At 45.8% G+C, this 24,903-nt stretch carries 23 protein-coding genes, 15 tRNA genes and 1 rRNA gene (1 of these 39 only partly in view); 35 read left to right on the top strand and 4 right to left on the bottom strand.

The genetic code is table 11. The features are described 5' to 3' along the window. The 16 genes from MKY24_RS22155 to MKY24_RS22080 form a co-directional block, all read left to right on the top strand. Positions 1-1,901, top strand: a 23S ribosomal RNA gene (locus MKY24_RS22155); it begins 1,024 nt to the left of the window's first position. A gap of 65 nt (positions 1,902-1,966) precedes the next feature. Beyond that, positions 1,967-2,042, top strand: a tRNA-Asn gene (locus MKY24_RS22150). Between the two features lie 3 nt (positions 2,043-2,045). Then, positions 2,046-2,137: transfer RNA gene (locus MKY24_RS22145), tRNA-Ser, on the top strand. A 17-nt stretch (positions 2,138-2,154) separates the two neighbouring features. Next, positions 2,155-2,226: transfer RNA gene (locus tag MKY24_RS22140), tRNA-Glu, on the top strand. Positions 2,227-2,295: 69 nt separating this feature from the next. Further along, positions 2,296-2,371, top strand: a tRNA-Val gene (locus tag MKY24_RS22135). A gap of 26 nt (positions 2,372-2,397) precedes the next feature. Then, positions 2,398-2,474 (top strand) — tRNA-Met (locus tag MKY24_RS22130). Positions 2,475-2,489: 15 nt separating this feature from the next. Beyond that, positions 2,490-2,566: transfer RNA gene (locus MKY24_RS22125), tRNA-Asp, on the top strand. A 37-nt stretch (positions 2,567-2,603) separates the two neighbouring features. Continuing rightward, positions 2,604-2,676, top strand: a tRNA-Phe gene (locus MKY24_RS22120). 22 nt (positions 2,677-2,698) lie between these two features. Beyond that, positions 2,699-2,774: transfer RNA gene (locus tag MKY24_RS22115), tRNA-Thr, on the top strand. A gap of 5 nt (positions 2,775-2,779) precedes the next feature. Further along, a tRNA-Tyr gene (locus tag MKY24_RS22110) sits at positions 2,780-2,865 on the top strand. Between the two features lie 7 nt (positions 2,866-2,872). Beyond that, positions 2,873-2,946, top strand: a tRNA-Trp gene (locus MKY24_RS22105). 17 nt (positions 2,947-2,963) lie between these two features. Next, positions 2,964-3,036: transfer RNA gene (locus MKY24_RS22100), tRNA-His, on the top strand. A gap of 10 nt (positions 3,037-3,046) precedes the next feature. Then, positions 3,047-3,121 (top strand) — tRNA-Gln (locus MKY24_RS22095). A gap of 7 nt (positions 3,122-3,128) precedes the next feature. Further along, a tRNA-Gly gene (locus MKY24_RS22090) sits at positions 3,129-3,200 on the top strand. 12 nt (positions 3,201-3,212) lie between these two features. Then, a tRNA-Cys gene (locus MKY24_RS22085) sits at positions 3,213-3,287 on the top strand. An 11-nt stretch (positions 3,288-3,298) separates the two neighbouring features. After that, positions 3,299-3,377, top strand: a tRNA-Leu gene (locus MKY24_RS22080). Between the two features lie 257 nt (positions 3,378-3,634). On the opposite strand, the gene MKY24_RS22075 is transcribed toward MKY24_RS22080, so the two are convergent. Both MKY24_RS22075 and MKY24_RS22070 read right to left on the bottom strand, forming a co-directional pair. Beyond that, complete coding sequence (locus tag MKY24_RS22075) at positions 3,635-4,132, bottom strand: hypothetical protein (protein ID WP_339200882.1); 498 nt, start codon at positions 4,130-4,132, stop codon at positions 3,635-3,637. Between the two features lie 681 nt (positions 4,133-4,813). Then, positions 4,814-4,996 (bottom strand): hypothetical protein, encoded by a 183-nt coding sequence (locus MKY24_RS22070; protein ID WP_023990249.1) that lies wholly within the window; start codon positions 4,994-4,996, stop codon positions 4,814-4,816. A 220-nt stretch (positions 4,997-5,216) separates the two neighbouring features. Between MKY24_RS22070 and MKY24_RS22065 the strand changes: the two genes are divergently transcribed. The 14 genes from MKY24_RS22065 to MKY24_RS22000 all read left to right on the top strand — a co-directional run bounded on the left by MKY24_RS22065 (position 5,217) and on the right by MKY24_RS22000 (position 17,053). Continuing rightward, entirely contained in the window at positions 5,217-5,738 is a 522-nt protein-coding gene (locus MKY24_RS22065; RefSeq protein ID WP_023990248.1) for a MarR family transcriptional regulator, read from the top strand. Further along, on the top strand, positions 5,719-6,495 hold the full coding sequence (gene sufC, locus MKY24_RS22060; RefSeq protein WP_023990247.1) for a Fe-S cluster assembly ATPase SufC: 777 nt from the start codon (positions 5,719-5,721) through the stop codon (positions 6,493-6,495). The genes MKY24_RS22065 and sufC overlap by 20 nt, the downstream gene beginning before the upstream one ends. Positions 6,496-6,542: 47 nt before the next feature. After that, on the top strand, positions 6,543-7,826 hold the full coding sequence (sufD, locus tag MKY24_RS22055) for a Fe-S cluster assembly protein SufD (RefSeq protein WP_034095091.1): 1,284 nt from the start codon (positions 6,543-6,545) through the stop codon (positions 7,824-7,826). A 43-nt stretch (positions 7,827-7,869) separates the two neighbouring features. After that, positions 7,870-9,267 (top strand): Fe-S cluster assembly protein SufB, encoded by a 1,398-nt coding sequence (sufB, locus tag MKY24_RS22050; RefSeq protein WP_023990245.1) that lies wholly within the window; start codon positions 7,870-7,872, stop codon positions 9,265-9,267. A 313-nt stretch (positions 9,268-9,580) separates the two neighbouring features. Then, positions 9,581-9,820, top strand: coding sequence for a NifU family protein (locus MKY24_RS22045; protein WP_013373004.1), 240 nt, complete (start codon positions 9,581-9,583; stop codon positions 9,818-9,820). Between the two features lie 385 nt (positions 9,821-10,205). Beyond that, entirely contained in the window at positions 10,206-10,757 is a 552-nt protein-coding gene (locus MKY24_RS22040; protein WP_023990242.1) for a TetR/AcrR family transcriptional regulator, read from the top strand. Positions 10,758-10,871: 114 nt separating this feature from the next. Then, complete coding sequence (locus MKY24_RS22035) at positions 10,872-12,134, top strand: MFS transporter (protein ID WP_327204603.1); 1,263 nt, start codon at positions 10,872-10,874, stop codon at positions 12,132-12,134. A 130-nt stretch (positions 12,135-12,264) separates the two neighbouring features. Then, positions 12,265-12,576 carry a hypothetical protein gene (locus tag MKY24_RS22030; protein WP_013311898.1) on the top strand — a complete coding sequence of 104 codons (312 nt, stop codon included), beginning with the start codon at positions 12,265-12,267 and terminating at the stop codon, positions 12,574-12,576. An 84-nt stretch (positions 12,577-12,660) separates the two neighbouring features. Further along, positions 12,661-13,332 carry a PspA/IM30 family protein gene (locus MKY24_RS22025; protein ID WP_023990240.1) on the top strand — a complete coding sequence of 224 codons (672 nt, stop codon included), beginning with the start codon at positions 12,661-12,663 and terminating at the stop codon, positions 13,330-13,332. A 7-nt stretch (positions 13,333-13,339) separates the two neighbouring features. Then, entirely contained in the window at positions 13,340-13,828 is a 489-nt protein-coding gene (locus MKY24_RS22020; RefSeq protein ID WP_339200881.1) for a PspC domain-containing protein, read from the top strand. Beyond that, positions 13,828-14,532 (top strand): PspA/IM30 family protein, encoded by a 705-nt coding sequence (locus tag MKY24_RS22015; RefSeq protein WP_023990238.1) that lies wholly within the window; start codon positions 13,828-13,830, stop codon positions 14,530-14,532. The genes MKY24_RS22020 and MKY24_RS22015 overlap by 1 nt, the downstream gene beginning before the upstream one ends. 149 nt (positions 14,533-14,681) lie before the next feature. Beyond that, on the top strand, positions 14,682-15,329 hold the full coding sequence (gene liaF / locus MKY24_RS22010) for a cell wall-active antibiotics response protein LiaF (RefSeq protein WP_339200879.1): 648 nt from the start codon (positions 14,682-14,684) through the stop codon (positions 15,327-15,329). A gap of 16 nt (positions 15,330-15,345) precedes the next feature. Beyond that, positions 15,346-16,425 (top strand): sensor histidine kinase, encoded by a 1,080-nt coding sequence (locus MKY24_RS22005; protein WP_023990236.1) that lies wholly within the window; start codon positions 15,346-15,348, stop codon positions 16,423-16,425. Further along, on the top strand, positions 16,403-17,053 hold the full coding sequence (locus MKY24_RS22000) for a response regulator transcription factor (RefSeq protein WP_013372995.1): 651 nt from the start codon (positions 16,403-16,405) through the stop codon (positions 17,051-17,053). Before MKY24_RS22005 ends, MKY24_RS22000 begins: the two co-directional genes overlap by 23 nt. A 75-nt stretch (positions 17,054-17,128) precedes the next feature. Here the strand turns inward: MKY24_RS22000 and MKY24_RS21995 are convergent, their stop codons facing one another. Beyond that, the gene (locus tag MKY24_RS21995) at positions 17,129-17,593 is read right to left on the bottom strand and encodes a hypothetical protein (protein WP_279834590.1); all 465 of its coding nucleotides are present in this window, start codon (positions 17,591-17,593) and stop codon (positions 17,129-17,131) included. 248 nt (positions 17,594-17,841) lie between these two features. Between MKY24_RS21995 and MKY24_RS21990 the strand changes: the two genes are divergently transcribed. The 3 genes from MKY24_RS21990 to MKY24_RS21980 all read left to right on the top strand — a co-directional run bounded on the left by MKY24_RS21990 (position 17,842) and on the right by MKY24_RS21980 (position 22,239). Continuing rightward, positions 17,842-18,606: a YwmB family TATA-box binding protein gene (locus MKY24_RS21990; RefSeq protein ID WP_339200877.1), complete on the top strand. Its 765-nt coding sequence runs from the start codon at positions 17,842-17,844 to the stop codon at positions 18,604-18,606. A gap of 187 nt (positions 18,607-18,793) precedes the next feature. Continuing rightward, the gene (gene zwf, locus MKY24_RS21985) at positions 18,794-20,350 is read left to right on the top strand and encodes a glucose-6-phosphate dehydrogenase (protein ID WP_023990232.1); all 1,557 of its coding nucleotides are present in this window, start codon (positions 18,794-18,796) and stop codon (positions 20,348-20,350) included. Positions 20,351-20,658: 308 nt separating this feature from the next. Next, on the top strand, positions 20,659-22,239 hold the full coding sequence (locus MKY24_RS21980) for a peptide chain release factor 3 (protein ID WP_013311888.1): 1,581 nt from the start codon (positions 20,659-20,661) through the stop codon (positions 22,237-22,239). 151 nt (positions 22,240-22,390) lie between these two features. Here MKY24_RS21980 and MKY24_RS21975 read toward each other — a convergent pair whose 3' ends face one another. After that, on the bottom strand, positions 22,391-22,624 hold the full coding sequence (locus MKY24_RS21975) for a small acid-soluble spore protein SspI (RefSeq protein WP_016819939.1): 234 nt from the start codon (positions 22,622-22,624) through the stop codon (positions 22,391-22,393). A gap of 163 nt (positions 22,625-22,787) precedes the next feature. Here MKY24_RS21975 and MKY24_RS21970 point away from each other — a divergent pair, with 163 nt between their 5' ends. Together MKY24_RS21970 and MKY24_RS21965 are read left to right on the top strand one after the other, a co-directional pair. Beyond that, positions 22,788-23,450, top strand: a complete 663-nt coding sequence (locus MKY24_RS21970; protein ID WP_023990231.1) for a TrkA family potassium uptake protein — start codon at positions 22,788-22,790, stop codon at positions 23,448-23,450. 82 nt (positions 23,451-23,532) lie between these two features. After that, the gene (locus MKY24_RS21965) at positions 23,533-24,321 is read left to right on the top strand and encodes an RNA methyltransferase (protein WP_028541401.1); all 789 of its coding nucleotides are present in this window, start codon (positions 23,533-23,535) and stop codon (positions 24,319-24,321) included. Positions 24,322-24,903: the final 582 nt, after the last annotated feature.

Here is a 24,903-nt window from a genome sequence, read left to right as displayed (position 1 = left end):
GAAACAGCCCAGACCATCAGCTAAGGTCCCCAAGTGTGTGTTAAGTGGGAAAGGATGTGGAGTTGCACAGACAACCAGGATGTTGGCTTAGAAGCAGCCACCATTGAAAGAGTGCGTAATAGCTCACTGGTCGAGTGACTCTGCGCCGAAAATGTAACGGGGCTAAACACACCACCGAAGCTATGGCTTGATGCTTGCATCAGGGGTAGGGGAGCGTTGAATGCGGGTTGAAGGTGTACCGTAAGGAGCGCTGGACTGCATTCAAGTGAGAATGCCGGTATGAGTAACGAAAAGATCTGTGAGAATCAGATCCGCCGAAAGCCTAAGGGTTCCTGAGGAAGGTTCGTCCGCTCAGGGTAAGTCGGGACCTAAGGCGAGGCCGATAGGCGTAGTCGAAGGACAACAGGTCGAAATTCCTGTACCACCGTAATCCGTTATGAGCGATGGGGTGACGCAGTAGGGTAGTGACGCGGACTGATGGATGTCCGTCTAAGCAGTGAGGCTGGTGTGTAGGCAAATCCGCACATCGTTAAGGCTGGGCTGTGATGGGGAGCGAAAATTGTAGTAGCGAAGGTCATGATCTCAGACTGCCAAGAAAAGCCTCTAGCCAGGAGAAGGTGCCCGTACCGCAAACCGACACAGGTAGGCGAGAAGAGAATTCTAAGGCGCGCGGAAGAACTCTCGTTAAGGAACTCGGCAAAATGACCCCGTAACTTCGGGAGAAGGGGTGCCTCGGTAGGGTGAATAGCCCGAGGGGGCCGCAGTGAAAAGGCCCAAGCGACTGTTTAGCAAAAACACAGGTCTGTGCGAAGCCGCAAGGCGAAGTATACGGGCTGACGCCTGCCCGGTGCTGGAAGGTTAAGGGGAGTGGTAAGCCTTCGGGCGAAGCTATGAACCGAAGCCCCAGTAAACGGCGGCCGTAACTATAACGGTCCTAAGGTAGCGAAATTCCTTGTCAGGTAAATTCTGACCCGCACGAATGGCGTAACGACTTGGGCGCTGTCTCAACGAGAGATCCGGTGAAATTTTAATACCTGTGAAGATGCAGGTTACCCGCGACAAGACGGAAAGACCCCATGGAGCTTTACTGCAGCTTGATATTGAATTTGGGTACGATCTGTACAGGATAGGTGGGAGCCGTTGAATCTTGAGCGCCAGCTTGAGAGGAGGCATCCTTGGGATACCACCCTGATCGTATCTAGGTTCTAACTTGGTACCGTGATCCGGTGCGAGGACAGTGTCAGGTGGGCAGTTTGACTGGGGCGGTCGCCTCCTAAAGAGTAACGGAGGCGCCCCAAGGTTCCCTCAGAATGGTTGGAAATCATTCGAAGAGTGCAAAGGCAGAAGGGAGCTTGACTGCGAGACCTACAAGTCGAGCAGGGACGAAAGTCGGGCTTAGTGATCCGGTGGTACCGCATGGAAGGGCCATCGCTCAACGGATAAAAGCTACCCTGGGGATAACAGGCTTATCTCCCCCAAGAGTCCACATCGACGGGGAGGTTTGGCACCTCGATGTCGGCTCATCGCATCCTGGGGCTGAAGTAGGTCCCAAGGGTTGGGCTGTTCGCCCATTAAAGCGGTACGCGAGCTGGGTTCAGAACGTCGTGAGACAGTTCGGTCCCTATCTGTCGTGGGCGTAGGAAATTTGAGAGGAGCTGTCCTTAGTACGAGAGGACCGGGATGGACGTACCGCTGGTGTACCAGTTGTTCCGCCAGGAGCACCGCTGGGTAGCTATGTACGGAAGGGATAAGCGCTGAAAGCATCTAAGCGTGAAGCCCCCCTCAAGATGAGATTTCCCAATTAGTAAGACCCCTTGAAGACGACGAGGTAGATAGGTTGGGGGTGGAAGTGCAGTAATGCATGGAGCTGACCAATACTAATCGGTCGAGGGCTTATCCTAAAATAAAACGCAATGAGTTTCGGATCCAGTTTTCAGGGTGTAACCTTGAAACAAATGCTTAATATTCCCTGATAGCTCAGTTGGTAGAGCACTCGACTGTTAATCGAGTTGTCACAGGTTCGAGTCCTGTTCGGGGAGCCATATGGAGAGGTGTCCGAGTTGGCCGAAGGAGCACGATTGGAAATCGTGTAGGCGCCAAAAGCGTCTCGAGGGTTCGAATCCCTCTCTCTCCGCCATAATTATTTTATTGCATGGCCCGTTGGTCAAGGGGTTAAGACACCTCCCTTTCACGGAGGTAACAGGGGTTCGAATCCCCTACGGGTCATAAAAAATATCATAAAAGAACTTGCAATAAAAAGTTCATTATGGTATAATATGAGAAGTGCTTAATTGTGGAGGCTTAGCTCAGCTGGGAGAGCATCTGCCTTACAAGCAGAGGGTCGGGGGTTCGAGCCCCTCAGCCTCCACCATTTGAAAATTAAATATTTATTATTGTCGCGGGGTGGAGCAGTTCGGTAGCTCGTCGGGCTCATAACCCGAAGGTCGCAGGTTCAAATCCTGCCCCCGCAACCAATTAAAATTTATTATGGAACTGTGGTGTAGAGGCCTAACATGCCTGCCTGTCACGCAGGAGATCGCGGGTTCGAATCCCGTCAGTTCCGCCATTAGTAATACAACGTTTAATGAAGAGCCTTATAATAAGGCTCGGTAGCTCAGTCGGTAGAGCAGAGGACTGAAAATCCTCGTGTCGGCGGTTCGATTCCGTCCCGAGCCACTTTTAATTGAATATTTTATGTGCCGGTGTAGCTCAACTGGTAGAGCAACTGACTTGTAATCAGTAGGTTGGGGGTTCAAGTCCTCTCGCCGGCACCATTTTTGGAGGATTAGCGAAGTGGCCAAACGCATCAGACTGTAAATCTGCTCCCTTACGGGTTCGGTGGTTCGAATCCATCATCCTCCACCAGTTTTATAGGGGCATAGTTTAAAGGTAGAACAACGGTCTCCAAAACCGTTGGTGTGGGTTCAATTCCTGCTGCCCCTGCCAATTATTCATTACTTGCGGCGGTCGTGGCGAAGTGGTTAACGCACCGGACTGTGACTCCGGCATTCGTGGGTTCAAGCCCCATCGGCCGCCCTTTACTTATTGGGGATTAGCCAAGCGGTAAGGCAACGGACTTTGACTCCGTCATGCATAGGTTCAAATCCTATATCCCCAGCCATCTTTATGCGGACGTGGCTCAGCGGTAGAGCATCGCCTTGCCAAGGCGAGGGTCGCGGGTTCGATTCCCGTCGTCCGCTTTGTTACACTCTGGCGCCATAGCCAAGTGGTAAGGCAAAGCTCTGCAAAAGCTTTATTCCCCAGTTCAAATCTGGGTGGCGCCTCCATAATTGAATATGCCGGCGTGGCGGAATGGCAGACGCGCTCGACTCAAAATCGAGTGGGAAACCGTGGAGGTTCGAGTCCTCTCGCCGGTATTAACTAAAAGAGTTCATTAGAGATAATCTCTAGTGGGCTTTTTTTATTTGAGCTTTAGTACCCCACTCATTGCTTGAGCTGAAGACACCTTTGAGTTGTATTCGAAATGCGAATAAATATTTGCCGTTGTTGCATAATCGCTGTGGCCTAACCATTCCTGAACTTCTTTCATGCTTACCCCTAATACATCTACATAAATATACTCCAGGTATTCAAGACAATAAGAATTGTCAGAAGATAAGCGATAGGATTCCTGTTATTCCTTCATACGAATCAGAAGCTCATAGAACGTGTTCACCAGTGGCAGTATACGGTGACTGGCTTTATTCTTGGTTCGGTCCTTTTCAATTTCAATATATCTACCATTCAAATTGCCCGATGTGGCGGTATGTTTAATATTAATAGTCCAATTCAATAAATCAATAGACGACCATTTTAATCCTACGACCTCGCTTCGGCTTAGCCCATAAAAGGCAGCCAGGATAACGAAAAGTTCAATTCTTTCGCCTCGAATTACTGCGAGGAGTTGATTCAGCTCCTCGGCATTGTAGAAGCTCACGACGTAATTGTTCTTTTTTGGGCTTTCAACTAAGTCAGGGAGATTCGCCACAATCAGCTTTATTTTCACGGCATACTGAAGGGCTCTGCAAATGTTCGCGTGGTAATGAATAACGGTATTGGCGCTGACACCTTGCACATTCATTTCATGGGTATACAAGGTCTGAAAATCCTCTGTAGTTAAATCATCAAGCAATACATCCCTTTCTCTCGGAAAAAGGATCTACGCGGCCTTTTACAGTGTCGGAATAGGAGATATAGGAGATAAGCCCGATACTGTTTTTCATCATCTCTAGCCATTGAAGCATAAAGTCTGCGAACAGCCTTTTGCTATTACCGGATGGAGTAGCCGCTTTTACTCTTACAGCATATCTTCGTTTTCAACCGCGAGTGCTTGTCCTTCCATATGATAATTCTTCCTGGCTTCCTGAAGCAAGATTTCGGCTCTTTTCTTGGTTCCTTTTATCTTAAGCCCCGTAGGGATCCATTTTGGTTATCGTTTACCATTCTCATCTTTACAGTTAGGCGGATGTCCCGTTGCGCTTTCTCCTCTTCCAACAACTCCAGAGGGTGAACCCGATCCTTTTTCAAATACCGGTTGAGCTTCGGAATGGATTTGCTACAAAAGTGGTAGCTGAATCCGCCGATGGATTGCTTTAGCGCCCAGAAGGTGCATTTGATTTTGAACCGGGCGGTATAAAGTTCGATGATCTAGGTCGCCTCCAGTGTCAGATCGGTGCTGGCTAGAATGGAGCATCGCCTGTTCGGATTCACCAGCAAAAACCACAGTTTTTGGTATACTCTTTGGCCCCATAACATATCCAGACACAGGTAACTGACGGATTATTCATTGCCATACATGCTCACGATAGCGTACTCAAACGCTGCGGTACGGCTTTAAAACAGCTCGGCCAAGCACCACCTTTGTCCTCTTTTTACGGTAGCGACCCCGGTCTGTGGCAGGTGTACCATGACGTTCATAGGCAACGGTATTGGACTTGGCTTCGGTTACCATATCCATCCGGGTGCTGCCGAATTGATCAGAGGTAGGCAAAACCATTTCCGGGACGTGCCCTAGTCAAAACACAGCATGAGGCCGATGACAATGACAACAAACCCATGAAAAGCGCCTCCAAAATTGCGTCACATTTAACACAATTGATATTGATTATCAATATCAATTGTGTTAATATAATTTTGTTCACTAGTGAACAAAAAATAATCTAATGGTGACACTGAACTTGGTCTGCAACTACTACAAGAGAGGGGAGATTGGGAAATTGGAGTTTCAAAATCATTTTAAAGGTCATCTTTACGAGCAATATATTAAAATGCTACATCTGAATGAGCTGTATACTGAACAAGAATTTAACTCGTTTCGGCAACAGGCCAGAAAGTACCAGATTGACATGCTCTCCAACAATATTACTAGTGTACACGTTATTGATTGCATTGGTGATTATGAACCGATAAATCATACCGGGATTGTGGAGAAGATGGGGTTGTCCAAAGCTAGCATTACTAAAATTAGTGCAAAGCTGCTGGAAATGGGCTTCATTATGAGAAGTCAACTGAACAGCAATCGTAAGGAGATTTACTTTAGTTTAACGGATAAGGGAAGACACGTTTATCATTTGCATAAAGAACTGCACAAAGAAAAAGAAGAAAGGTTTTACCAATTCATTGAATCCTATTCAGAGGTTGAGCTGCAGACTATTGGAAAATTTATGAGTGATTTGGTGGCGCGTGCCGAAGAATACTCCGAAGGGAAGTTTACGATAAATGACGACATTAAAGATTGAGGAATTAAGATCCAAGATTGAAGGGAAAGAAATTTTAAAAGGGCTCACACTGGAGATTCATGGCGGAGAGATTCATGCGATTATGGGGCCTAATGGGACGGGAAAAAGTACATTGGCTTCAGCTTTAATGGGCCATCCCAAATATGAGGTTACTGGCGGTAAGGTGACGCTGGACAATGAAGACCTTCTGGAGATGGAGGTGGATGAGCGTGCCCAGGCAGGCTTGTTCCTCGCTATGCAATACCCAAGTGAAATTGCTGGCGTGACCAACTCGGACTTTCTCAGAAGTGCCATCAATGCACGGCGTGAAGAAGGCGATGAGATATCCTTAATCCGTTTTATCCGTGAAATGGAGAGCAAAATGAAGGGGCTGGAGATGAACCCGGAATTTGTGCATCGTTATTTGAATGAGGGATTCTCTGGCGGTGAAAAAAAGCGGAATGAGATTTTGCAAATGATGCTACTTGAACCCAAGTTTGTGATCCTGGATGAAGTGGACTCAGGGCTTGATATTGATGCACTGCGTATTGTGGCCAATGGCGTAAATGAGATGCGCAGCCCGGATAGAGGCTTTTTAATCATCACCCATTATCAACGACTGTTGAATTATATTACCCCGGATTTTGTGCATGTCATGATGCAAGGCCGGATAGTTAAATCTGGCGGTCCGGAGCTTGCCCACCGTTTGGAGGCTGAAGGGTACGATTGGGTGAAGGAGGAACTTGGGATTACGGATGAGACGGTAAGGGAAGCTTAAAAGCCGGAGAGGAGGAACAGCACGTGGATATACAAGCTAGAGTTTCAATGAATGTGGACGATTTACGCGCATGGTCAAGCGCTAAGGATGAACCTCGTTGGCTGATTGAACGCCGCGTTCACGCACTCGAACTGGCAGGGACGCTGGAGTTGCCTAAAGTGGAGAAAATCAATCTCGAAAAATGGGATATCTACGAAAGTGGAGATTACAAAGCTGAGAATGCGTGGTCTAGTTTGGAGGAAGCGCCGGAGGTTGTTCGAGGTTTGGTTGCTTCTCCGGTGAAAGGCGGACTAATCGTTCAGTTCAACTCGGATGTAGTGTATACGAAATTGTCCGAGAGCTTAGCCGCCCAGGGAGTCATTTTAACGGATCTGCATACTGCGGCAAAAGAGCATGAGGAGCTGGTTCAACGTTATCTCTTTCAGGCAGTAAAGCCAGAAGAACATCGTTTATCTGCTGCACACAGTGCCTTATGGAGTGGTGGCGTTTTTCTATATGTCCCAGACGGTGTAGAGGTTGAAGCACCTATTCAAGCGATCTTTCTTAACGATACAAGCGGTGTGTGTTTTGCTCCTCACGTCTTAATTGTGGCAGGGAGCAACAGCAAGATCACTTATGTGGATAATTGTGTATCGAGTGGTGATGATGTCAAGGTATTGCATAACGGTGTGACGGAGGTCTTCGCGGGGGCGGGCTCAAAGGTGCAAGTAGCTTCGGTTCATCAGCTTGCTGCAACTACAACAGATTTCACCCAGCGACGGGCGGTCGTTCTTGCTGATGGGGGTGTGGAATGGATTATTGGTGAGATGAACAATGGTTATACCGCCAGCGATACCAAGACTTTGCTACAAGGCAACGGGGCGGTCTCCGACAATAAGGTGATTGCTATTGGCACGGGCAATCAAAAATCGAGCTATACAACTCAAGCTCAGCATTTTGGCAGAAGCTCGGTAAGCCAGATGATTACGCGTGCAGTCATGCTTGAAGAAGCTACGGCCATTATTAACGGCATTACAAAGATTGAAAAAGGCGCAACCCATTGTGATGGTCAGCAAACAGAACGCGTGCTTATGCTAAGTCCTAAAGCTCGCGGCGATGCCAATCCGATCCTGCTGATAGATGAGGATGATGTAACCGCGGGTCATGCTGCATCCGTGGGGCAAGTAAATGCAGAGCAAATCTATTATCTGATGTCGCGCGGGATATCACGGAGTGAAGCCGAACATCTTGTTATTTTCGGATTTCTCGCTCCTGTCATTTCGGAGATCCCGCTGGAAGGTGTTCGCAGTCGCCTAAAAGATTTAGTGGAAAGCAAGCTCGGCAGATCATAGCAAATCAAAATGAATCTTGAAAGGTTAAAAAGGAGTGATACTAATGGCTAAAAAAGCACCAGATATGGGCGAATATAAATATGGGTTTCGCGACAAGCACCAGTCTATTTTTCAATCTGGAAAAGGTCTGACGGAAGAGATTGTCCGGGAAATTTCCCGGATCAAGGAAGAGCCGGAGTGGATGCTCAATTTTCGGTTGAAAGCTTTGAATCAATTCTACAAAATGCCGATGCCTGAATGGGGAGCGGATTTGACCGGGCTAAATCTTGATGACATCCAGTATTACGTTCGCCCTTCTGAAAAACAGGGAAAGACCTGGGAGGAGGTTCCTTCCGAGATCAAAGCAACCTTTGACAAGCTGGGAATCCCTGAAGCGGAGCAAAAGTTCCTGGCGGGCGTATCCGCTCAATATGAGTCGGAAGTAGTTTATCACAGCATGCGGAAAGAACTGGAGGATCAGGGCGTTATTTTCCTTGATACGGATAGTGCATTAAAGCAATACCCCGAAGTGTTTAAGCAACATTTTGGGACGATCATCCCTCCTGCCGACAATAAATTTGCGGCGCTTAATAGTGCAGTTTGGTCAGGCGGTAGCTTTGTATACATTCCGAAGGGTGTTCAGTGCGAGGTTCCTATACAAGGTTATTTCCGTATTAATTCTGAAAATATGGGTCAATTCGAGCGGACATTAATTATTGCCGAAGAGGGCAGCTTTGTCCATTATGTTGAAGGATGTACAGCACCTATTTATAGTACCAGTTCTCTGCATAGTGGAGTTATTGAAATTATTTGCCGGAAAGATTCCCGTGTCCGTTACACGACCATTCAGAATTGGGCTCCTAATATCTACAACTTGGTAACCCAAAGGGCTGTGGCAGAAGAAAATGCCACAATGGAATGGGTGGACGGCAACATCGGCTCCAAGGTAACAATGAAGTATCCGGCAGTATTATTGAAAGGACGGGGAGCCAAGGGGTCCATCCTGTCTATTGCCGTAGCCGGTAAAGATCAGCATCAAGATGCTGGCGCGAAGGTAATTCACCTTGCTCCCGAGACAACATCTACGATTATATCCAAATCCATCAGCAAGCAGGGCGGAAAAGTAAACTACCGAGGGTTGTCCAGCTTCAGCCGCGATTCCGCAGGGTCCAAGTCCAATATTAAGTGCGATACGTTGATATTGGACAACATGTCAACATCAGATACGATTCCGTACAATGAAATTAAAAACGATCAGATTACTTTGGAGCACGAGGCAACAGTATCCAAAGTGTCCGAGGAACAATTGTTTTACTTAATGAGCCGCGGGCTTACAGAACAAGATGCTACACAAATGATTGTAATGGGCTTTATTGAACCGTTTACCAAAGAATTGCCAATGGAATATGCCGTTGAAATGAATCGGTTGATTCAATTTGAGATGGAAGGAAGCATCGGTTGATTCATTAATTTAATAGATCAAACCTTTATCATTCTTTAAAGAGGTGCTAGTAATGAAGAAAAATAATTCGGACGATTCAGAACTAGCTCAAATTACCCGAGAGATACGAAAACTTCAGTTCTGCTTCAATATGCTGTCAGGATTGAGCGCAAGTTGTGGTGTGATGATACCTTTAGACTCTATTCATACGCTTATAAGGGAACTTTCGGATCAAGAGGTCACTCTTAGGCAAAAAGCAAAGGATCACTCAGACGATCTAGGGTGAAAAAAGGTCTGAATTGACGGTTGATAAAAAATGGGAGGAGTTGACATAATGGATGAAAATGGAGTTTTATTCGATGAAGTATCGGAAGTTCTTCTCAAACTACGTCCTTTCTTACTGCGTGACGGTGGAGATGCTGAACTGGTCGAAGTTGAGAACGGTATAGCAAAATTAAGATTTTTGGGAGCTTGCAATGGTTGCCCAAGTGCTACGATTACGTTAAAGGTTGCTATTGAGCGCGCAATTCTTGAGGAAATTGATGATATTAAAGAAGTTGTACAAGTATTCTAAATTCCTTGATACTGAGCAACTGAGTTAGTCCTGTCGCAGACCATAGCTACGGAAGTTGATCCCGCTGCTCAATACCAAAGTACATCGACAGATTACCTTGCGGGTCGAAATCGACGAGCAGCGCTTATTTTCCTTCATTAAACAAGGTATTATCAAGATTGTATTCGGTATCGAGTGGGAAACCGTGGAGGTTCGAGTCCTCTCGCCGGTATACACAAAAGGGTGATAAAATGCTTAAAGGCATTTTATCATCCTTTTTATTATATATTCATGATTTTGGCAACAAGGTTAACATGGATTTGACCAGCGCTTTGATCTTATCGTAAGATGATGGTACTGAAAAAACTTTTCTAGTTTACTGAGCGCGAAAGAAATGAGGACGAATATGCAGGAAAGAATTTTGGAGGCTTTTGTAGAGGAAGTTCATGAAAATGGTTTGAAATTTACGATGGATGATCTTGCGAAAAGACTCGCCATTAGTAAGCGTACGTTGTATGAACATTTTTCGTCTAAGACGCTTATTTTAGAAACACTTATTGAGCGTACTAATGATGATATGATTCGTAAAACTGAGCAAATTATCGAAAATAATGAGTTATCTTTGTTAGACAAGATTAAGCAGTCGATTAGGGTCATGCCTCTGTATTATAAGTTTTACGATTTAAGAATATTGGACCAGATGAAAAAGTATTATCCTGAGCAATGGAAAAGGGTACATGCCGATTTAAATGACTGGTCTCCGATTAGAACATTAATTCAGGAAGGCATTCGAGAAGGAATAATAGTGAACAAAAATGAGGCTCTGATCATGAAGCTTATTATTGAATCTGTAAATTTAACGCTTGATCAGCGTTTCTTTCTGGATAACAGTGTGACGGTAGAGGAAGCAACTTATTCTATTGTAGATATTCTGTTGTTCGGATTGGTCGAAAAATAAAAAAATAGCCTCAACAATATGCTGCATATTTGAAGAGGCCATTTTTGTATATGAAAACTAATAAAACAATTTTAGTTTCAATTGTTTTTGAAAAAGAATAATGAAGTTTACCTGATGTTGAATAAAGAGATACGGAAAAGGAAGGGTGGAAATATGTCTATACTCACAAGAAATCGAGGAGCAATGCTGTTATTGATGCTTAACATTTTTTTGGCATTCATGGGGATTGGCTTAGTTGTTCCTGTGTTACCTAAGTTTATAAGTGAGCTAGGGATGAATGGTTCCTCGATGGGGCTGATGGTTGCAGCTTTTGCGTTGACACAGCTTTTGTTATCACCATTGTCAGGAAAGTTGTCTGATCGTTATGGACGTAAAAAGTTGATTGTTTCTGGGATGTTCATCTTCATGTTATCAGAGCTTGTTTTTGGACTGGCAAATTCCATTCCTACCCTGTTCATAGCACGAATCATGGGTGGAGCAGGGGCAGCATTGCTTACTCCTTCTATTATGGCCTATGTAGCTGACGTGACCTCGTTTGAGGAAAGAGGCAAGGGAATGGGAATGATCAATGCAGCGATCAACACAGGCTTCATAATAGGACCAGGGATTGGCGGTTTGCTTGCCACATATGGAATACGCATTCCCTTCTTTGCGGCAGCAGGAGCTGCGGGAATAGCGGCTATCTTGTCTCTGTTAGTGCTGCCTGAGTCTTTAAGCAAGGAAAAGCAACAATTTAATAGAGAGCTTCCACGTCAAAAAGAAAATCTTTTGCAGCAATTTGCCAAGTCATATCAATCTCCATATTTCATGGGTTTACTCATTGTATTTGTCGTTGCTTTTGGGTTAGCGAACTTTGAAACAGTGTTTGGACTGTTTGTTGACCATAAATATGGTTTTACACCAATGGATATTGCCATCATTATAACGACAGGCTCCATTATGGGAGCAGTTGTCCAAGCAACTATATTTGGATGGATCATTAATCGTTTTGGAGAGAAAAAAGTAATTCACCTCTGTTTGGCTATTGGGGGCGTTTTCATTTTTCTAACCCTATTTGCTGAACAGTATGTGATGATTATGCTGACGACCTTTATCATTTTTCTGGCTATGGATATCCTTCGTCCAGCAGTAAGCACTTCTCTATCGCGGCAGGCCGGAGATGAGCAAGGCTTTGTGGCAGGAATGAACTCGTCCTATACAAGCTTGGGTAATGTGATTGGACCGTTAATTGCAGGACTGTTGTTCGATGTTCATATTAACCTGCCTTATATGGTTGCAGCTATAGCGTTACTGGCTTGTCTTGTCCTGTCACTACGCTCCAAGCAAGCGGGTGAGCAACACTCGATAGCCCGTGCAGCAGAACAGCATAGAGGGTGATAGCCGCAGGTCTATATTCATCCCCGACTTAGGTCTAGGTTCAAAAACCGTCTGGGGTCCGTTTTGTCGAACGCTAAGTCAGCGTACAATAAGAACATAAGCAAGACACAGTGAAAGGCGGTGAGAGATGATGAGAGTTAACAAAGGGAATGGGTTAGCCATTGTACTGATCGTGTTGGGTTCGATTATGCTGCTCGGTAAGTTTACTCCGTTTTTCGGTCACTTTTTAGGACATCTGATTGGTTACTTAATTCCGATAGCTATGGTCATGCTAGGCTACTACGGTGTGAAAAAAGGAAATGCGCTCTTCGGCTGGATCGTACTTGTACTCGGGGTACTGATTTTGCTTGGCAAACTGTCCTGGCTTCTGGGACCGCTACTGGCAATCGGGTTGATCATATTTGGTGTTTCCCTGCTGAGTGACCGCAGAAGACGTTACTGATTTAGCAGTTTGACGAATGAAAAAAGATTGTAGCAACGAAGTGATAAATTATGGCAATACGAATTGTGAAAGGAGCAGACGCAAATGAGTGTTTTTCGAAGAATGCGAGATATCACGGTAGCGACCTTCAATGAGCATTTGGAACAAAGCCAAGACCCGGTGCAACTAATTGACCAGTTCTTGTATAATACCCGCCAGGAAATTGCCGAAGCGGAAAAACTCCATCAACAGTATGCGATGCACACAAGACAGATGAAGCAGCAGTTGGATCATGCATTGTCCATGCAGACCAAACGGGAGGAACAGGCGCTACTGGCTTTGAAGGCTGATGAAGAACATATCGCGAAGCTGGCCCTTCAGGAGAAAATGCTATATGCAGAAAAAGAAGAGCAGTATAGAGAACTGTGGGAGCAGAGCCGTGAATCACTACGTGAGCTAGAACAACAGCTAGATACGTTAAAGACAGAATATCAAACGGTACACAGCAAGCGTCAGTATTATGCGGCACGTGTACAGACGTTGAGACTCCAGCAGCAAATGAACGAACGGGCTGGTACATACGGTGGACGAAATGTTCCCCGAATGTTCAACCGCTTGGAAGACCGGGTAGCCGATATGGAAGCAGAAACGATGAGTCTGCGTGATTTACGTCGGGGTGAGGGCGACCATGTACAGGATGCCCAAGGCGGTGGATCGTTGCTTGAACAAGAGTGGGAGAGACTGAAAAGCAAGCTGAACAACAGCGGGAAGGAGTAAATTGATAATGACCCGAATTTACAGATCAAGCCGGGATAGAGTAATAACAGGTGTATGTGGCGGTCTTTCTGACGCAACAGGAATGGACTCAACATGGATTCGTATTCTGGTTGTGATCAGTTTCTTTATTACAGCAGGAACCACATTTATGATTTATGTGATTGCGGCACTGGTTATCTCCAAGGAGCCGAGATCTCCTTTCGATGGAGGATTTGGCCCTGACAGCGGACCCTATAATCAACAGGACCCGCGCTATTATGGCAGTAACAATACAAGATCGCAGTATGGGCAGGGAACTGGTTACAATCAGGGCGGCGCATACGGCAATTCGAACCCGTTTTTTGGTCAAGATGCCCGCAACTCATCCAAATTTAACACAGGTCAGAACAACGACTTGGATTTCATGATGGAAGATATTGAGAAAAAGGCAATGAAAAAAGAATTGGCAGAGTTACGCAAAAAAGTAGAGCAATTCGAGAAGGGAGATCGTAAATAATGGGGATCTTTAAAAGAATGAAGGATATGACAAGAGCATCGGTGAATGAAGTGTTGGATAAAGTGGAAGATCCGATTATTATGTTGAATCAATATTTGCGCGATATGGAGGCGGAAATTCACGAGGCTGAGGTAACGGTTGCCAAGCAAATGGCGAATGAACGACGTATGAAACAGCGTTTGGAGGAAGCGGTACGTGTATCCAATGAGCGTGAGAAGCAAGCCGAATCCGCATTACGAAATGGTCAGGAAGAAGTAGCACGAAAGCTGTTGGGAGAGAAGATTTATTTTGTGCAAAAGCAGGACGAATACCGCGACTTGCATACACAAGCTGAGCTTCAAGCAAAAGAATTAGTACAACAGCTTCACGACATGAAAGATGAGTTCTATAAAATGCGCAACAAGCGCAATGAGTTGGTATCCCGTGCTCAAATGGCGAAAGCTAAAAAGCAAATGTCTCAAATCAATAGTTTGCACACGATTGAAAGTGGGTCTGCTTCATTGGGCTTCCACCGTATGGAAGAAAAAATCATGCAAATGGAAGCTGAAGCTGACGTACTGCGTGCTCCTTACCGCCAAGCTCCAGGAGAAGCATATATTAATCCAGCTGAGGCTGAAAAACAGTTTAAAGTGGATGAGCAGCTTCAGCAGCTTAAGTCCAAAATTCAGACAGGTGCTAAACCAGTCGATATGAAGAAGGACTGACTACTCGGAAACAAGACATTATGATATGCTGTATGGAATGGACATTGGTCGATGATCGTGCTCAATCTGTATGGTCCGGGAAAGCCATATGGCGGAATGTCGCGCCACTATGGCTTTTCCGTCCTGTATAAACATAAAGGGGGTGCAGCATGGAGAGAAAAAAATCAGCCTTGGCACTGGCAGGAATTGGCATCGGGATTATCATTTTATTCGGTCAGTGGATTGGGTTCCTCTCCGTGGTTGCACTGATCCTAATGTTGGCCGGAATATATAAGATCCGTAATTCCAAAATCAAAAAAGGTTACACGATGCTTGCGATTGGTGCTGGACTGTTAGTGCTGGATCATTTGTTCCTGTTTGTGGTAGTTACACTAGCATCATTAGCTGTATTCTATTCACGTTCAAGGAAGCTGCATAAAGGTCAAAGCTCCATATTCAAGCACAATTTTATATCCAATCATAAATGGGATGAAGTGCCTTGGAGTCTGCGCAACACAAGCATATGGCATGTGGTTGGGGACGTGGATGCTGACCTGACGTTGGCTCTCCCAGAGGAACGTGAGTCCGTCATATTTCTACAAGGGATCTTCGGTGACATTGACATCACGTTACCGGATAATTACGGTGTAGAGGTGGAGATGCTCGTATTGTTCGGACAGATTCAGTTTGACCGGGATCATGAGGCGGGGATGCTCAATCGACTGGTTTGGAAGTCTCCCCATTTTGAGCAGAGTGAGTATAAAGTGAAGTTTGTCGTTTCGTACTTGGCGGGCGATGTCCGCGTCCGATTTTATTGAATCAGGAGGAGCCGGGATGAATCATAAAAAAACGTCCAACATGGTAACCCGCAGTATGGGTGAAGGTATCCTCCTGTGTGTTGTTGTGGGCGTAGTTGTCTTTTATATGCTGTATACATATGGATATGTGAAGTCGTTCCCAACCTGGGGCATGATATTGAAAGTTGCAGGAGCCGTTATACTGGTGTTGATTGGTACAGGGGCAATGTACGGATTTTATGAGAGCTACCGCTTTAAAAGCAGATTGGAAATGTTGAGAGAGACGTTGCTGATGTGGGAAAAGGGAACTCCTGCACGTGAGTTGCCGCCCCTAGGGCATGATGAGCTTGGCAGGCTGGGAGAGCAGCTGGAACGGATCGGGCGTAAATGGCAGGAACAAGTTACGTCTTTACAACGCTTATCCACGGATAATGCTCAGTTGGCAGAACAGGCACGGATGACTGCGATTGTGGAGGAGCGGCAGCGGCTGGCCAGAGAGTTGCATGACGCCGTATCACAGCAATTATTTGCTATTTCAATGACGGCGACGGCTGTGGGGAGGACGCTGGATAAGGATTTTGATAAAGCGCAGCGTCAAGTTGCGCTAATTGAAGAAATGTCTTCCGTGGCACAATCCGAAATGCGGGCGTTACTACTTCATCTGCGGCCTGTCTATCTGGAAGGAAAACGGCTTGAGCAGGGTTTGCGTGATTTGGTACAGGAGTTGCAGGCAAAGGTACCGATGGAGATTGATTTTGAGATTGAAAGCGGAGTACAGTTGGTTAAAGGCATTGAGAACCACTTGTTTCGTATTGTTCAGGAAGCGATGTCTAATACATTGCGTCATGCCAAAGCAACCCGCATGGAAATTCGTATCGTGCAACGCCCGGATTCCATCAGGCTGACGATTCGGGATAACGGTATTGGTTTTGAACTGGATGAGAAAAAGCAGACTTCATATGGATTATCCACAATGCAGGAGCGGGTCAGTGAAATTGGGGGAGCTATTCAATATATAACGGCACCGGGAAAAGGAACACGGATCGAGGTGTCCGTGCCAGTTATTAATGATGAAAGCGGAAGGAACGATGATCATGGAAACGGAATTACCGATTAGCGTACTGCTGGTAGACGACCATGAAATGGTACGGATTGGTCTTGCGGCGGTGCTGGGGACGGAAGAAGGTATTGAAGTGGTCGGCGAGGCTGGAAGCGGAGAAGAAGGCATACGGTTGGCTTCCGAATACAAGCCAAATGTCATTTTGATGGATCTGGTCATGGATGGCATGGATGGCATCGAAACGACACGCCAAGTAACTCGTCTGCTTCCAGAGACAAAGGTGATTGTGCTGACGAGTTATTTGGACGATGAGAAAATGTATCCGGTCATTGAGGCAGGGGCATTCAGCTATTTGCTCAAAACGTCTCGTGCTTCCGAGATAGCGGATGCGATCCGTGCAGCTGCACGCGGACAGTCCGTACTAGAGTCACAGGTGGCCTCCAAGATGATGAATCGATTTCGCCAGCCACAGGCTGAGGCACCCGCGCATACGGAACTGACTGATCGTGAGATGGAGGTGCTTCGCCTGTTGGCACAAGGGAAGTCTAATCAGGATATCGCAGATGAGCTGATTATCGGGATTAAGACGGTAAAATTCCATGTCACGAACCTTCTCGCTAAATTAGGAGTGGAAGACCGTACACAGGCGGCGATCTATGCCTATAAGAACGGATTAGCAGAGTAGAATGTAGAATAAACGAATACAAAAAACCGGAGACGACAATAGTCCTCCGGTTTTTTGTATTCCATAACAAGGTGTTTAGATCAGGAGGAATAAAAAGGCGATTAAAGCCAGATCTAGTGCAAGCCCTGCACCGTATCCATATCCGCCGTACCCACCGCGATAGCCTGGTCTGCCATTTCCATAACTACTATAACCATTTCCAGCAAATCCGCCTGCGTCATAAGGAAAGGATGGACTCAGAGGTTCGTTAGGTGGCTTAATTAAGGCATTTAGTTTGGCAGAGGTACGAGCTTTGTTTTTAGGATTCCTTTTTTTCTTTTTAGAGGAATTCTTTTTTGGGGATTGTTTTCCTTTGTTATTGTAGCTCCCGGCGTAGAGACTGCCAGGAAAGGAGGGTGGATATCCGTTCAACATCAGCTTGCCTTTGCTACACCCACTTAAGATGCCGATGTGTCGTGTACCATCACGCATAACGGCACAGACCAGACGTCCACCATGAGGTGCCACATTGGCTTCATTTACAGGATAAATCGGAAACATGATTTCACCTCTTTTGGTGTAAGATGCATTGTGATCATAGTCTATTCTTACGGTGCCTACGATGTATGGTCGAACACCCAGTAGGCAGATGAATATTTTATAAGGGCTTTGCCGTATTGCTGTGTGTATAAAACCTCTGACAACGGGAATGCTATTGATAGATTCATAGATTTCAATCCAGCCGAAAAAGAAAGTAACCAGAGCGTAGGTGTGGGAATCGGATGGTTGTGGAGCGGGGGGGAACGATAATGTTAAAAGCAGAGCTGATTAAAAAAGGGATTATTGCAATTTTGGTATTAGGAACGGTGCTGGTACTGGCTGGCTGGCGCTACGGAGCCCTTCAGACAAACCGATATGATTCCCGCGAGGCAGAAACGGCTTTACGTTCATTGTTAATCATCTCGGACCAGGCCCCGGGTACGTTGGATAAGCTGGTTGTGAAGTGGCAAGGCGATTGGATTTCTAACCATGAAGAGCCGGCAGATGTGGCGGCACAGATAGCCGATCAGCTGAATATACCCACAGTAAACAAACTCGTAGAAAATGGACACACGGTTTATCGTTCTGTTCGTCATAGTGAGGATCTAAGAATCCGCTTAAATGTGATGGAACGTCAAACTGGACAATGGTATGTAGTTGTTCAACTGGAGAGTAATAATGCAGGACGTGAGCGGTTGATTCAGCTTCATAAACTTTGTGCTGAGCAATTAAAATCTATGGGGATTCAAGCGCAGTGGAACACAGCCCTTCAGCGTTCGCTGCATACAAAGGAATCCAAAGATCAACTGTTGAAACTGACAGAGGCGAGCTTAGCAGAGAACATCTCCATGCAGGCCAAAGAAAGATATACGGATGCGACTACTGTGGCTATATCCTATGAAGCTCCAGAGCTGCCGTTAATGATTCAAAGCGGTGAGCATCAGGTCCAGATGCAGATGGCTGTACATGAAGATAGGGAGCAGCAGAATACACGTATAACGCTCGGTTTCCCGCTCATCACGATTGAATACTGACTTATAAGGTAAATTTATGATTCATCGGATAGCTTATCCATGTAGGATATGATAAAATATCATCAAATCTTTAGTTCCATGTTTTTCGAAAATCAAGTATGATCTTGTATAAATATACACAATACTACATGCGGATTTCGGGGATTGTGGATTGCGGAATCTTGACATGGGAAGAATGAGGTACTTCATGGCTGACATACCTGCTAAAGAATCTGTTGTGACGCAAGGCGCAGTTCTGTTTATTTTTGGCGCTACGGGCGATTTGGCTCGTCGCAAGCTTTTTCCTGCTATTTACAGCTTGTACCGCGAAGGCAAGCTTGCTGAAGATTTTGCCGTTATTGGTGTAGCAAGGCGTCCGCGCACAGAGGAAGAATTCCGTAATGACCTGTATGCTTCCATACAGGAGTTTAGTCGCTACAAAGCAGAAAATGATCAAGAATGGCAGGCATTTGCCGAGCATTTTGAATATAAATCGCTGGATATAAACAATGTCGAAGGGTTCCATGAGCTGAGACAGCAGACGGAGTCTATAGAAAGCAAGTTTAACATACCGGGAAATCGGTTGTTTTATTTGGCCTTGGCTCCTGAATTATTCGGAAGCGTGTCGAAGAGCTTGAAAGATGGCGGCATGATGGATGGAAAAGGCTGGAATCGCCTAGTAATTGAGAAGCCATTCGGTTATAACCTCGAATCTGCACAAGAATTGAACGTTGAAATACGAGAAGTATTTGCCGAAGAAGAAATTTATCGGATTGATCACTATCTTGGTAAGGAAATGGTACAAAATATTGAGGTGATCCGCTTCGCGAACGCCTTCTTTGAACCACTGTGGAATAATAAGCATATTGCCAATGTGCAAATTACGCTTAGTGAAACGGTAGGGGTGGAGGAACGCGGAGGTTACTACGATCATTCCGGCGCTTTGCGGGATATGGGACAGAACCATATGTTGCAAATGCTAACGATGATTGCGATGGAACCACCTAGTCGTTTGTTGCCTGAGGATATCCGTGATGAAAAGGTAAAAGTGCTGCGTTCGCTGCGCCCTTTTGAAACGTCTGAGGATGTGAAAACCAATGTGGTACGTGGCCAATACACCGAAGGCAGTTATCGCGGCCAGCAGTTGCCGGGGTATCGCCAAGAAGACAAGGTAGATCCACAGTCGAACACAGAGACTTATTTTGCTTCACGCGTGTTTGTTGATAATTTCCGTTGGGCTGGCGTACCGTTCTATATTCGTACGGGCAAACGTCTCCCAGTAAAAACAACGGAGATTGTTGTGGAATTTAAGAGCATGCCAACGAACGTGTATCTCGGTCAAAAGCATAAGCTAGAACCGAACTTGCTCGTGATTCGGGTCAATCCAATGGAGGGCATTTACATTAAAATTAATGCCAAGAAACCTGGTTCCGAATCAGATATTGAACCGCTGGCTATGGATTTTTGCCAAAGCTGTATGGTGGGTATCAACTCACCGGAGGCTTATGAACGATTGCTGATGGATGCGATTGAGGGTGATTCGACGTACTTCACGCGTTGGGATGAGGTTGCCACGGCATGGGGATTCGTCGATCGAATCGCCAAGGCATGGCAGCAGACCCCAGATACGCTGGAAACCTATGCTGCAGGCTCATGGGGACCGGAAGGTGCTCACAAGCTATTGGAGCAGGATGGCTTCAAGTGGTGGCCGGTTAGCGGTCAGGATGAAGATAATGTCATCTGGCGAGTAGGCGGCGTTCAGTAATCCCGATTTGTCCTGCATCCCCCTATGTCCTGTTCAGGACGTAAGGGGATGCTTTGCGTTCGGAGTGTGCTATAATAGCTTAGTCTCAGGTTTTCGGTTTGCAACTGATTATAAGTTAAAGGCAGGCTAAAACATGTAAATTGATCGTATTTATAATGAATATGGTAACGGAGTGCGCCGAATACTGGAGCTAATGGCAATATAGCCCATAGAGCCGATGAACTTATGAAAACAGGCGTGCGTCATGGCCTTTTTATGAATAGCTTGAGCAGTAATGCAATGGATTTGATCATGAAGGGATATGTGAAATGAGTAAAACAACAGATATACTTCAACAGGAAGTCGACAAACGGCGTACGTTTGCGATTATTTCTCACCCGGATGCGGGTAAAACGACACTGACGGAAAAGCTGCTGCTGTTCGGGGGCGCGATTCGTCTTGCTGGTTCAGTTAAAGCGCGTAAAGCAAGCAAACACGCCACGAGTGACTGGATGGAGATTGAAAAACAGCGGGGGATCTCTGTAACATCCTCAGTAATGCAATTTGATTATAATGGTCACCGCATCAATATTCTGGACACCCCAGGTCACCAGGATTTCAGTGAAGACACGTATCGTACATTAACAGCAGCAGATAGTGCAGTCATGCTGATTGACGTAGCGAAAGGTGTGGAAGCGCAAACGATTAAGCTGTTTCAAGTTTGTGCGAAGCGTGGAATTCCGATTTTCACCTTCATTAACAAACTGGATCGTGAGGGACGCAGTCCTTTTGATTTGATGGAGGAGCTGGAGCAGGTGCTTGGCATCCGTTCGGTGCCTATGAATTGGCCGATTGGTACAGGACGCGAGTTGTGTGGTGTCTATGACCGTGTCAAAAATCAGGTCGAGCTGTTTCAGGGAGATGACCATTCCACGATCAAAGTACAAAAAGTGGAAGATTACAATGATCCAATCATTCGTGAGATGGCGGGCGAATATTTGCATGACCAATTATGCCAAGACTTGGAGTTGCTTGACGTCGCGGGTGACCCTTTTGACATGGAAAAAGTACAGCGTGGAGAATTAACACCTGTATTCTTCGGCAGTGCGATTAATAATTTTGGTGTACAAACATTTTTGGAAAACTTCCTTCAGCTTGCTCCTAAACCGGAGCCGCGCCGTAGTACAGCTGGGGAAATTGAGCCAACAAACGAAAAGTTTACCGGCTATGTATTTAAAATTCAAGCGAACATGAACCCGGCTCACCGTGACCGTATTGCATTTTTGCGTATTGTCTCCGGTAAGTTTCAACGCGGGATGAGTGTTAAGCATGTACGGATGGGCAAGGAGATTAAGCTGTCTCAGCCACAGCAGTTCCTGGCACAGGACCGTGATATTGTCGAGGAGGCTTTTCCTGGCGATATTATAGGATTGTTTGACCCGGGTATTTTCCGTATTGGTGATTCACTCAGCCAAGGTAGCGAGGTTGTGTTTGATGAATTGCCGACCTTTTCGCCTGAGATTTTTGCCAAGGTAACGGTGAAAAATGCCTTGAAGCACAAGCAGTATCTGAAGGGTATTGACCAGTTGACCGAGGAAGGTATGATTCAGGTGTTCCGTACGGTAAGCTTTGACGATACGCTACTAGGTGTTGTCGGTCAACTGCAATTTGAAGTATTTGAGTACCGCATGAAGGGTGAATATGGCGTTGATGTACAGCTTCAGCGTATGCCATTCCAATTTGCACGTTGGATTGTGGATGATCAGATTGATCCGAGCAAGTTCCGTATTAACTCTACGCTGGTAAAGGATAAGAAGGGCAATTATGTTGCCTTGTTCGAAAACGAGTATGCCATGCGTACGGCTATGGAGAAAAACCCGACAGCTAAGTTTTTGGAAATGGCTCCATAAGATTGAGTATGCAGAACCGTTAGATCTCAGTCATTTAGTGTATACAACGAATAGTCCACTCGATGTTAATGCGAGTGGACTATTCTCATTTTCGAATACGGGTAAAATAATGAGCACAATTAAATCGGAACAAAAAGTTAAATAGCTAGAGCTAGGTTAAAGGTACGGGTTTGATTTTATCGATTTGTTCATGTGCCAAATGGACGAAATCGTGCTGCTGGTTTGGACTCATATGCTTCCAAGCAATTTCAAGAATGACACCCAATCCAGGCAAAGCGGCCTCCGGTCCGTCCACTGACCCAATAATCATGTCCGTAAGATCAGCTTCTGATTTGCCGTGTACTTTGTGAACAATTGCTTGTCGTAAATCCATTGTAATGGGCATGTGAACCTCCCGTATGTTGTAGTAGTGGTCGAATGTATTATGGCTTGGGCTGTTGTCCAGTATACATGAAGAAGCATTTGGCATAAGTATGTCAAAATTTATGTTTGTAGCATGATATGCTATACTATGACGGACAGTATGGTGATCGGGAGGTAAAGAAAGAATGGCAAAAAAACAGTATGCGGTCATTGGCATGGGCCGTTTTGGTTCCAGTGTTGCCAGTGCGCTGAGTGAGATGGGTTTTGATGTGCTGGCTATTGACTCGGACGAGCAGCGTACACAGGAAATGTCGAATATTGTGACGCATGCGGTATCTGCCGACTCGACGGATGAGGAAGCGCTACGAGCGCTAGGTATCCGTAATTTTGATGTAATTGTAGTTGCGATTGGCGAAGATATACAGGCCAGTATTCTGACGACATTGATTCTCAAGGACATGGGCGTACCAGCTCTTGTGGTCAAGGCACAAAATGAATTGCACGGGAAAGTGCTGCAAAAAATAGGTGCGGATAAAGTCGTTTATCCTGAACGGGATATGGGGTTACGGGTAGCCCATCATTTGACATCTCCCAACATTTTGGATTATATCGAGCTGTCCAAGGACTACAGTATTTTGGAGATGAGAGCCGCCGATTCCATGATTGGCAAAAACCTGAAAGAGCTAGACATACGTGCACGCTTCGGCTGCAATGTGATGGCGATTCGTAGAAATCAGGAAATGAATATTTCACCTTATGCCGAAGATCGTCTGGAGCCGGGTGATGTACTGGTCATTGTGGGCCACAAGGATGATCTGACCAAGCTGGAGCTGGCATTTGTAGCCTAATGAAGGCTTGATGTTCAAGTATAAGTGAAGTGATACATTATTTATTTTTAAGAAACGGACAAAGAAATGGAAGGTTAAACGAATGGAAATCATTTCACCGAATAATGCGCGTGTAAAAGAGTGGGCGCAACTGCTGGAGAAAAAGCATCGCACACGGCAGCATAAATATATTGTCGAGGGTATTCATCTGGTGCAGGAAGCGCTGCGTTCAGACGCGGCTGTCGAAACCGTCGCCTATGATTTGGACAAGAGCATTCCCGCCGAGCTGAATGGCCTGGATCCAGCCGACCAGCCGGTGGAATGGGTTCCCGTGTCAGCGGCGGTCATTGCAAAATGCACCGATACGAAGACGCCGCAGTCGGTCTTTGCCATCGTGCGTAAGGAGGAGCGCAGCGCATTCCCGGCATTGCTGGAGCAGCCGGATGCACTGGTGATGGTGCTGGACGGGGTGCAGGACCCCGGCAATGTAGGCACCATCATCCGCAGCGCGGACGCTGCTGGAGCCGCAGGCGTAATATTGGGTCATGGCTGCGCCGACCTGTACAATCCCAAAACGATCCGCTCCACGATGGGATCGTTGTTTCACCTGCCGGTGATTGAAGGCAGTCTGGAGGAGCTTTTACCGCAGGCCAAAAGTAAAGGTGCCCGCTTGCTCAGCACCTCACTGGATGCGAGCTTGTCATGCTATACCATAGATTTGCGTGTTTCCACTTGGCTTGTGATCGGAAACGAAGGCCAAGGTATTTCTGCTGCTACCGCGCGCATGGTGGATGAGTCGGTATTCATTCCGATGCAGGGGCAAGCGGAATCACTGAACGCAGCGATGGCTTCTACGGTGCTATTATTTGAGGCGATGAGACAACGAAACTAAGAGAATGAACACGGGGCTGCTGGTGTGGTTTATAACATCAAATGGGACTATTTATATTGTCAATTGAGACTAGGAACATCCACGCCTGCACCTGGCCTTTCTTCCGCCCTATAGTCCCAACCTGATCCAGTCGAGGGGCTATGGCTTAAATCCAATGTGGCGAATAACGTGTTTTTTTAGAGGTTTTATAAGATTAAGTTCATGCCGGCCGGTTTATGAAACGAATCAATGAACAACCGCTAGAAACAATTGGTCGGCTACTGGTTAGGTTATGATCTTAATTGCGGTTTATATAGTAACAAATAGAAAGGTATTTGATTATGATATTCATTAACAAAAAAACTATTGATAAGCTAACTGAATCGCATAGAGAACCTAACATGCTTATCTGCTATTCAACTCCTCAAAGCCTTTCGGCTTGGACAAGTCGAGCTATATTACTCCTAAATAATGATAAAATTATTATCCTTTTCCTGAATCTATTTTCCACTAAAGTAGTACAAAAAGTTGAATTTGAAGTAGCTGATTTACAAGAACAAAAATATCATTCCATATATCTGTCTTCTGCAATATGGTCATTTA

Source organism: Paenibacillus sp. FSL P2-0322 (genome assembly GCF_037975315.1).
Taxonomy (GTDB): Bacteria; Bacillota; Bacilli; order Paenibacillales; family Paenibacillaceae; genus Paenibacillus; species Paenibacillus polymyxa_B.
This window is presented reverse-complemented; position numbering and strand designations above follow the sequence as displayed.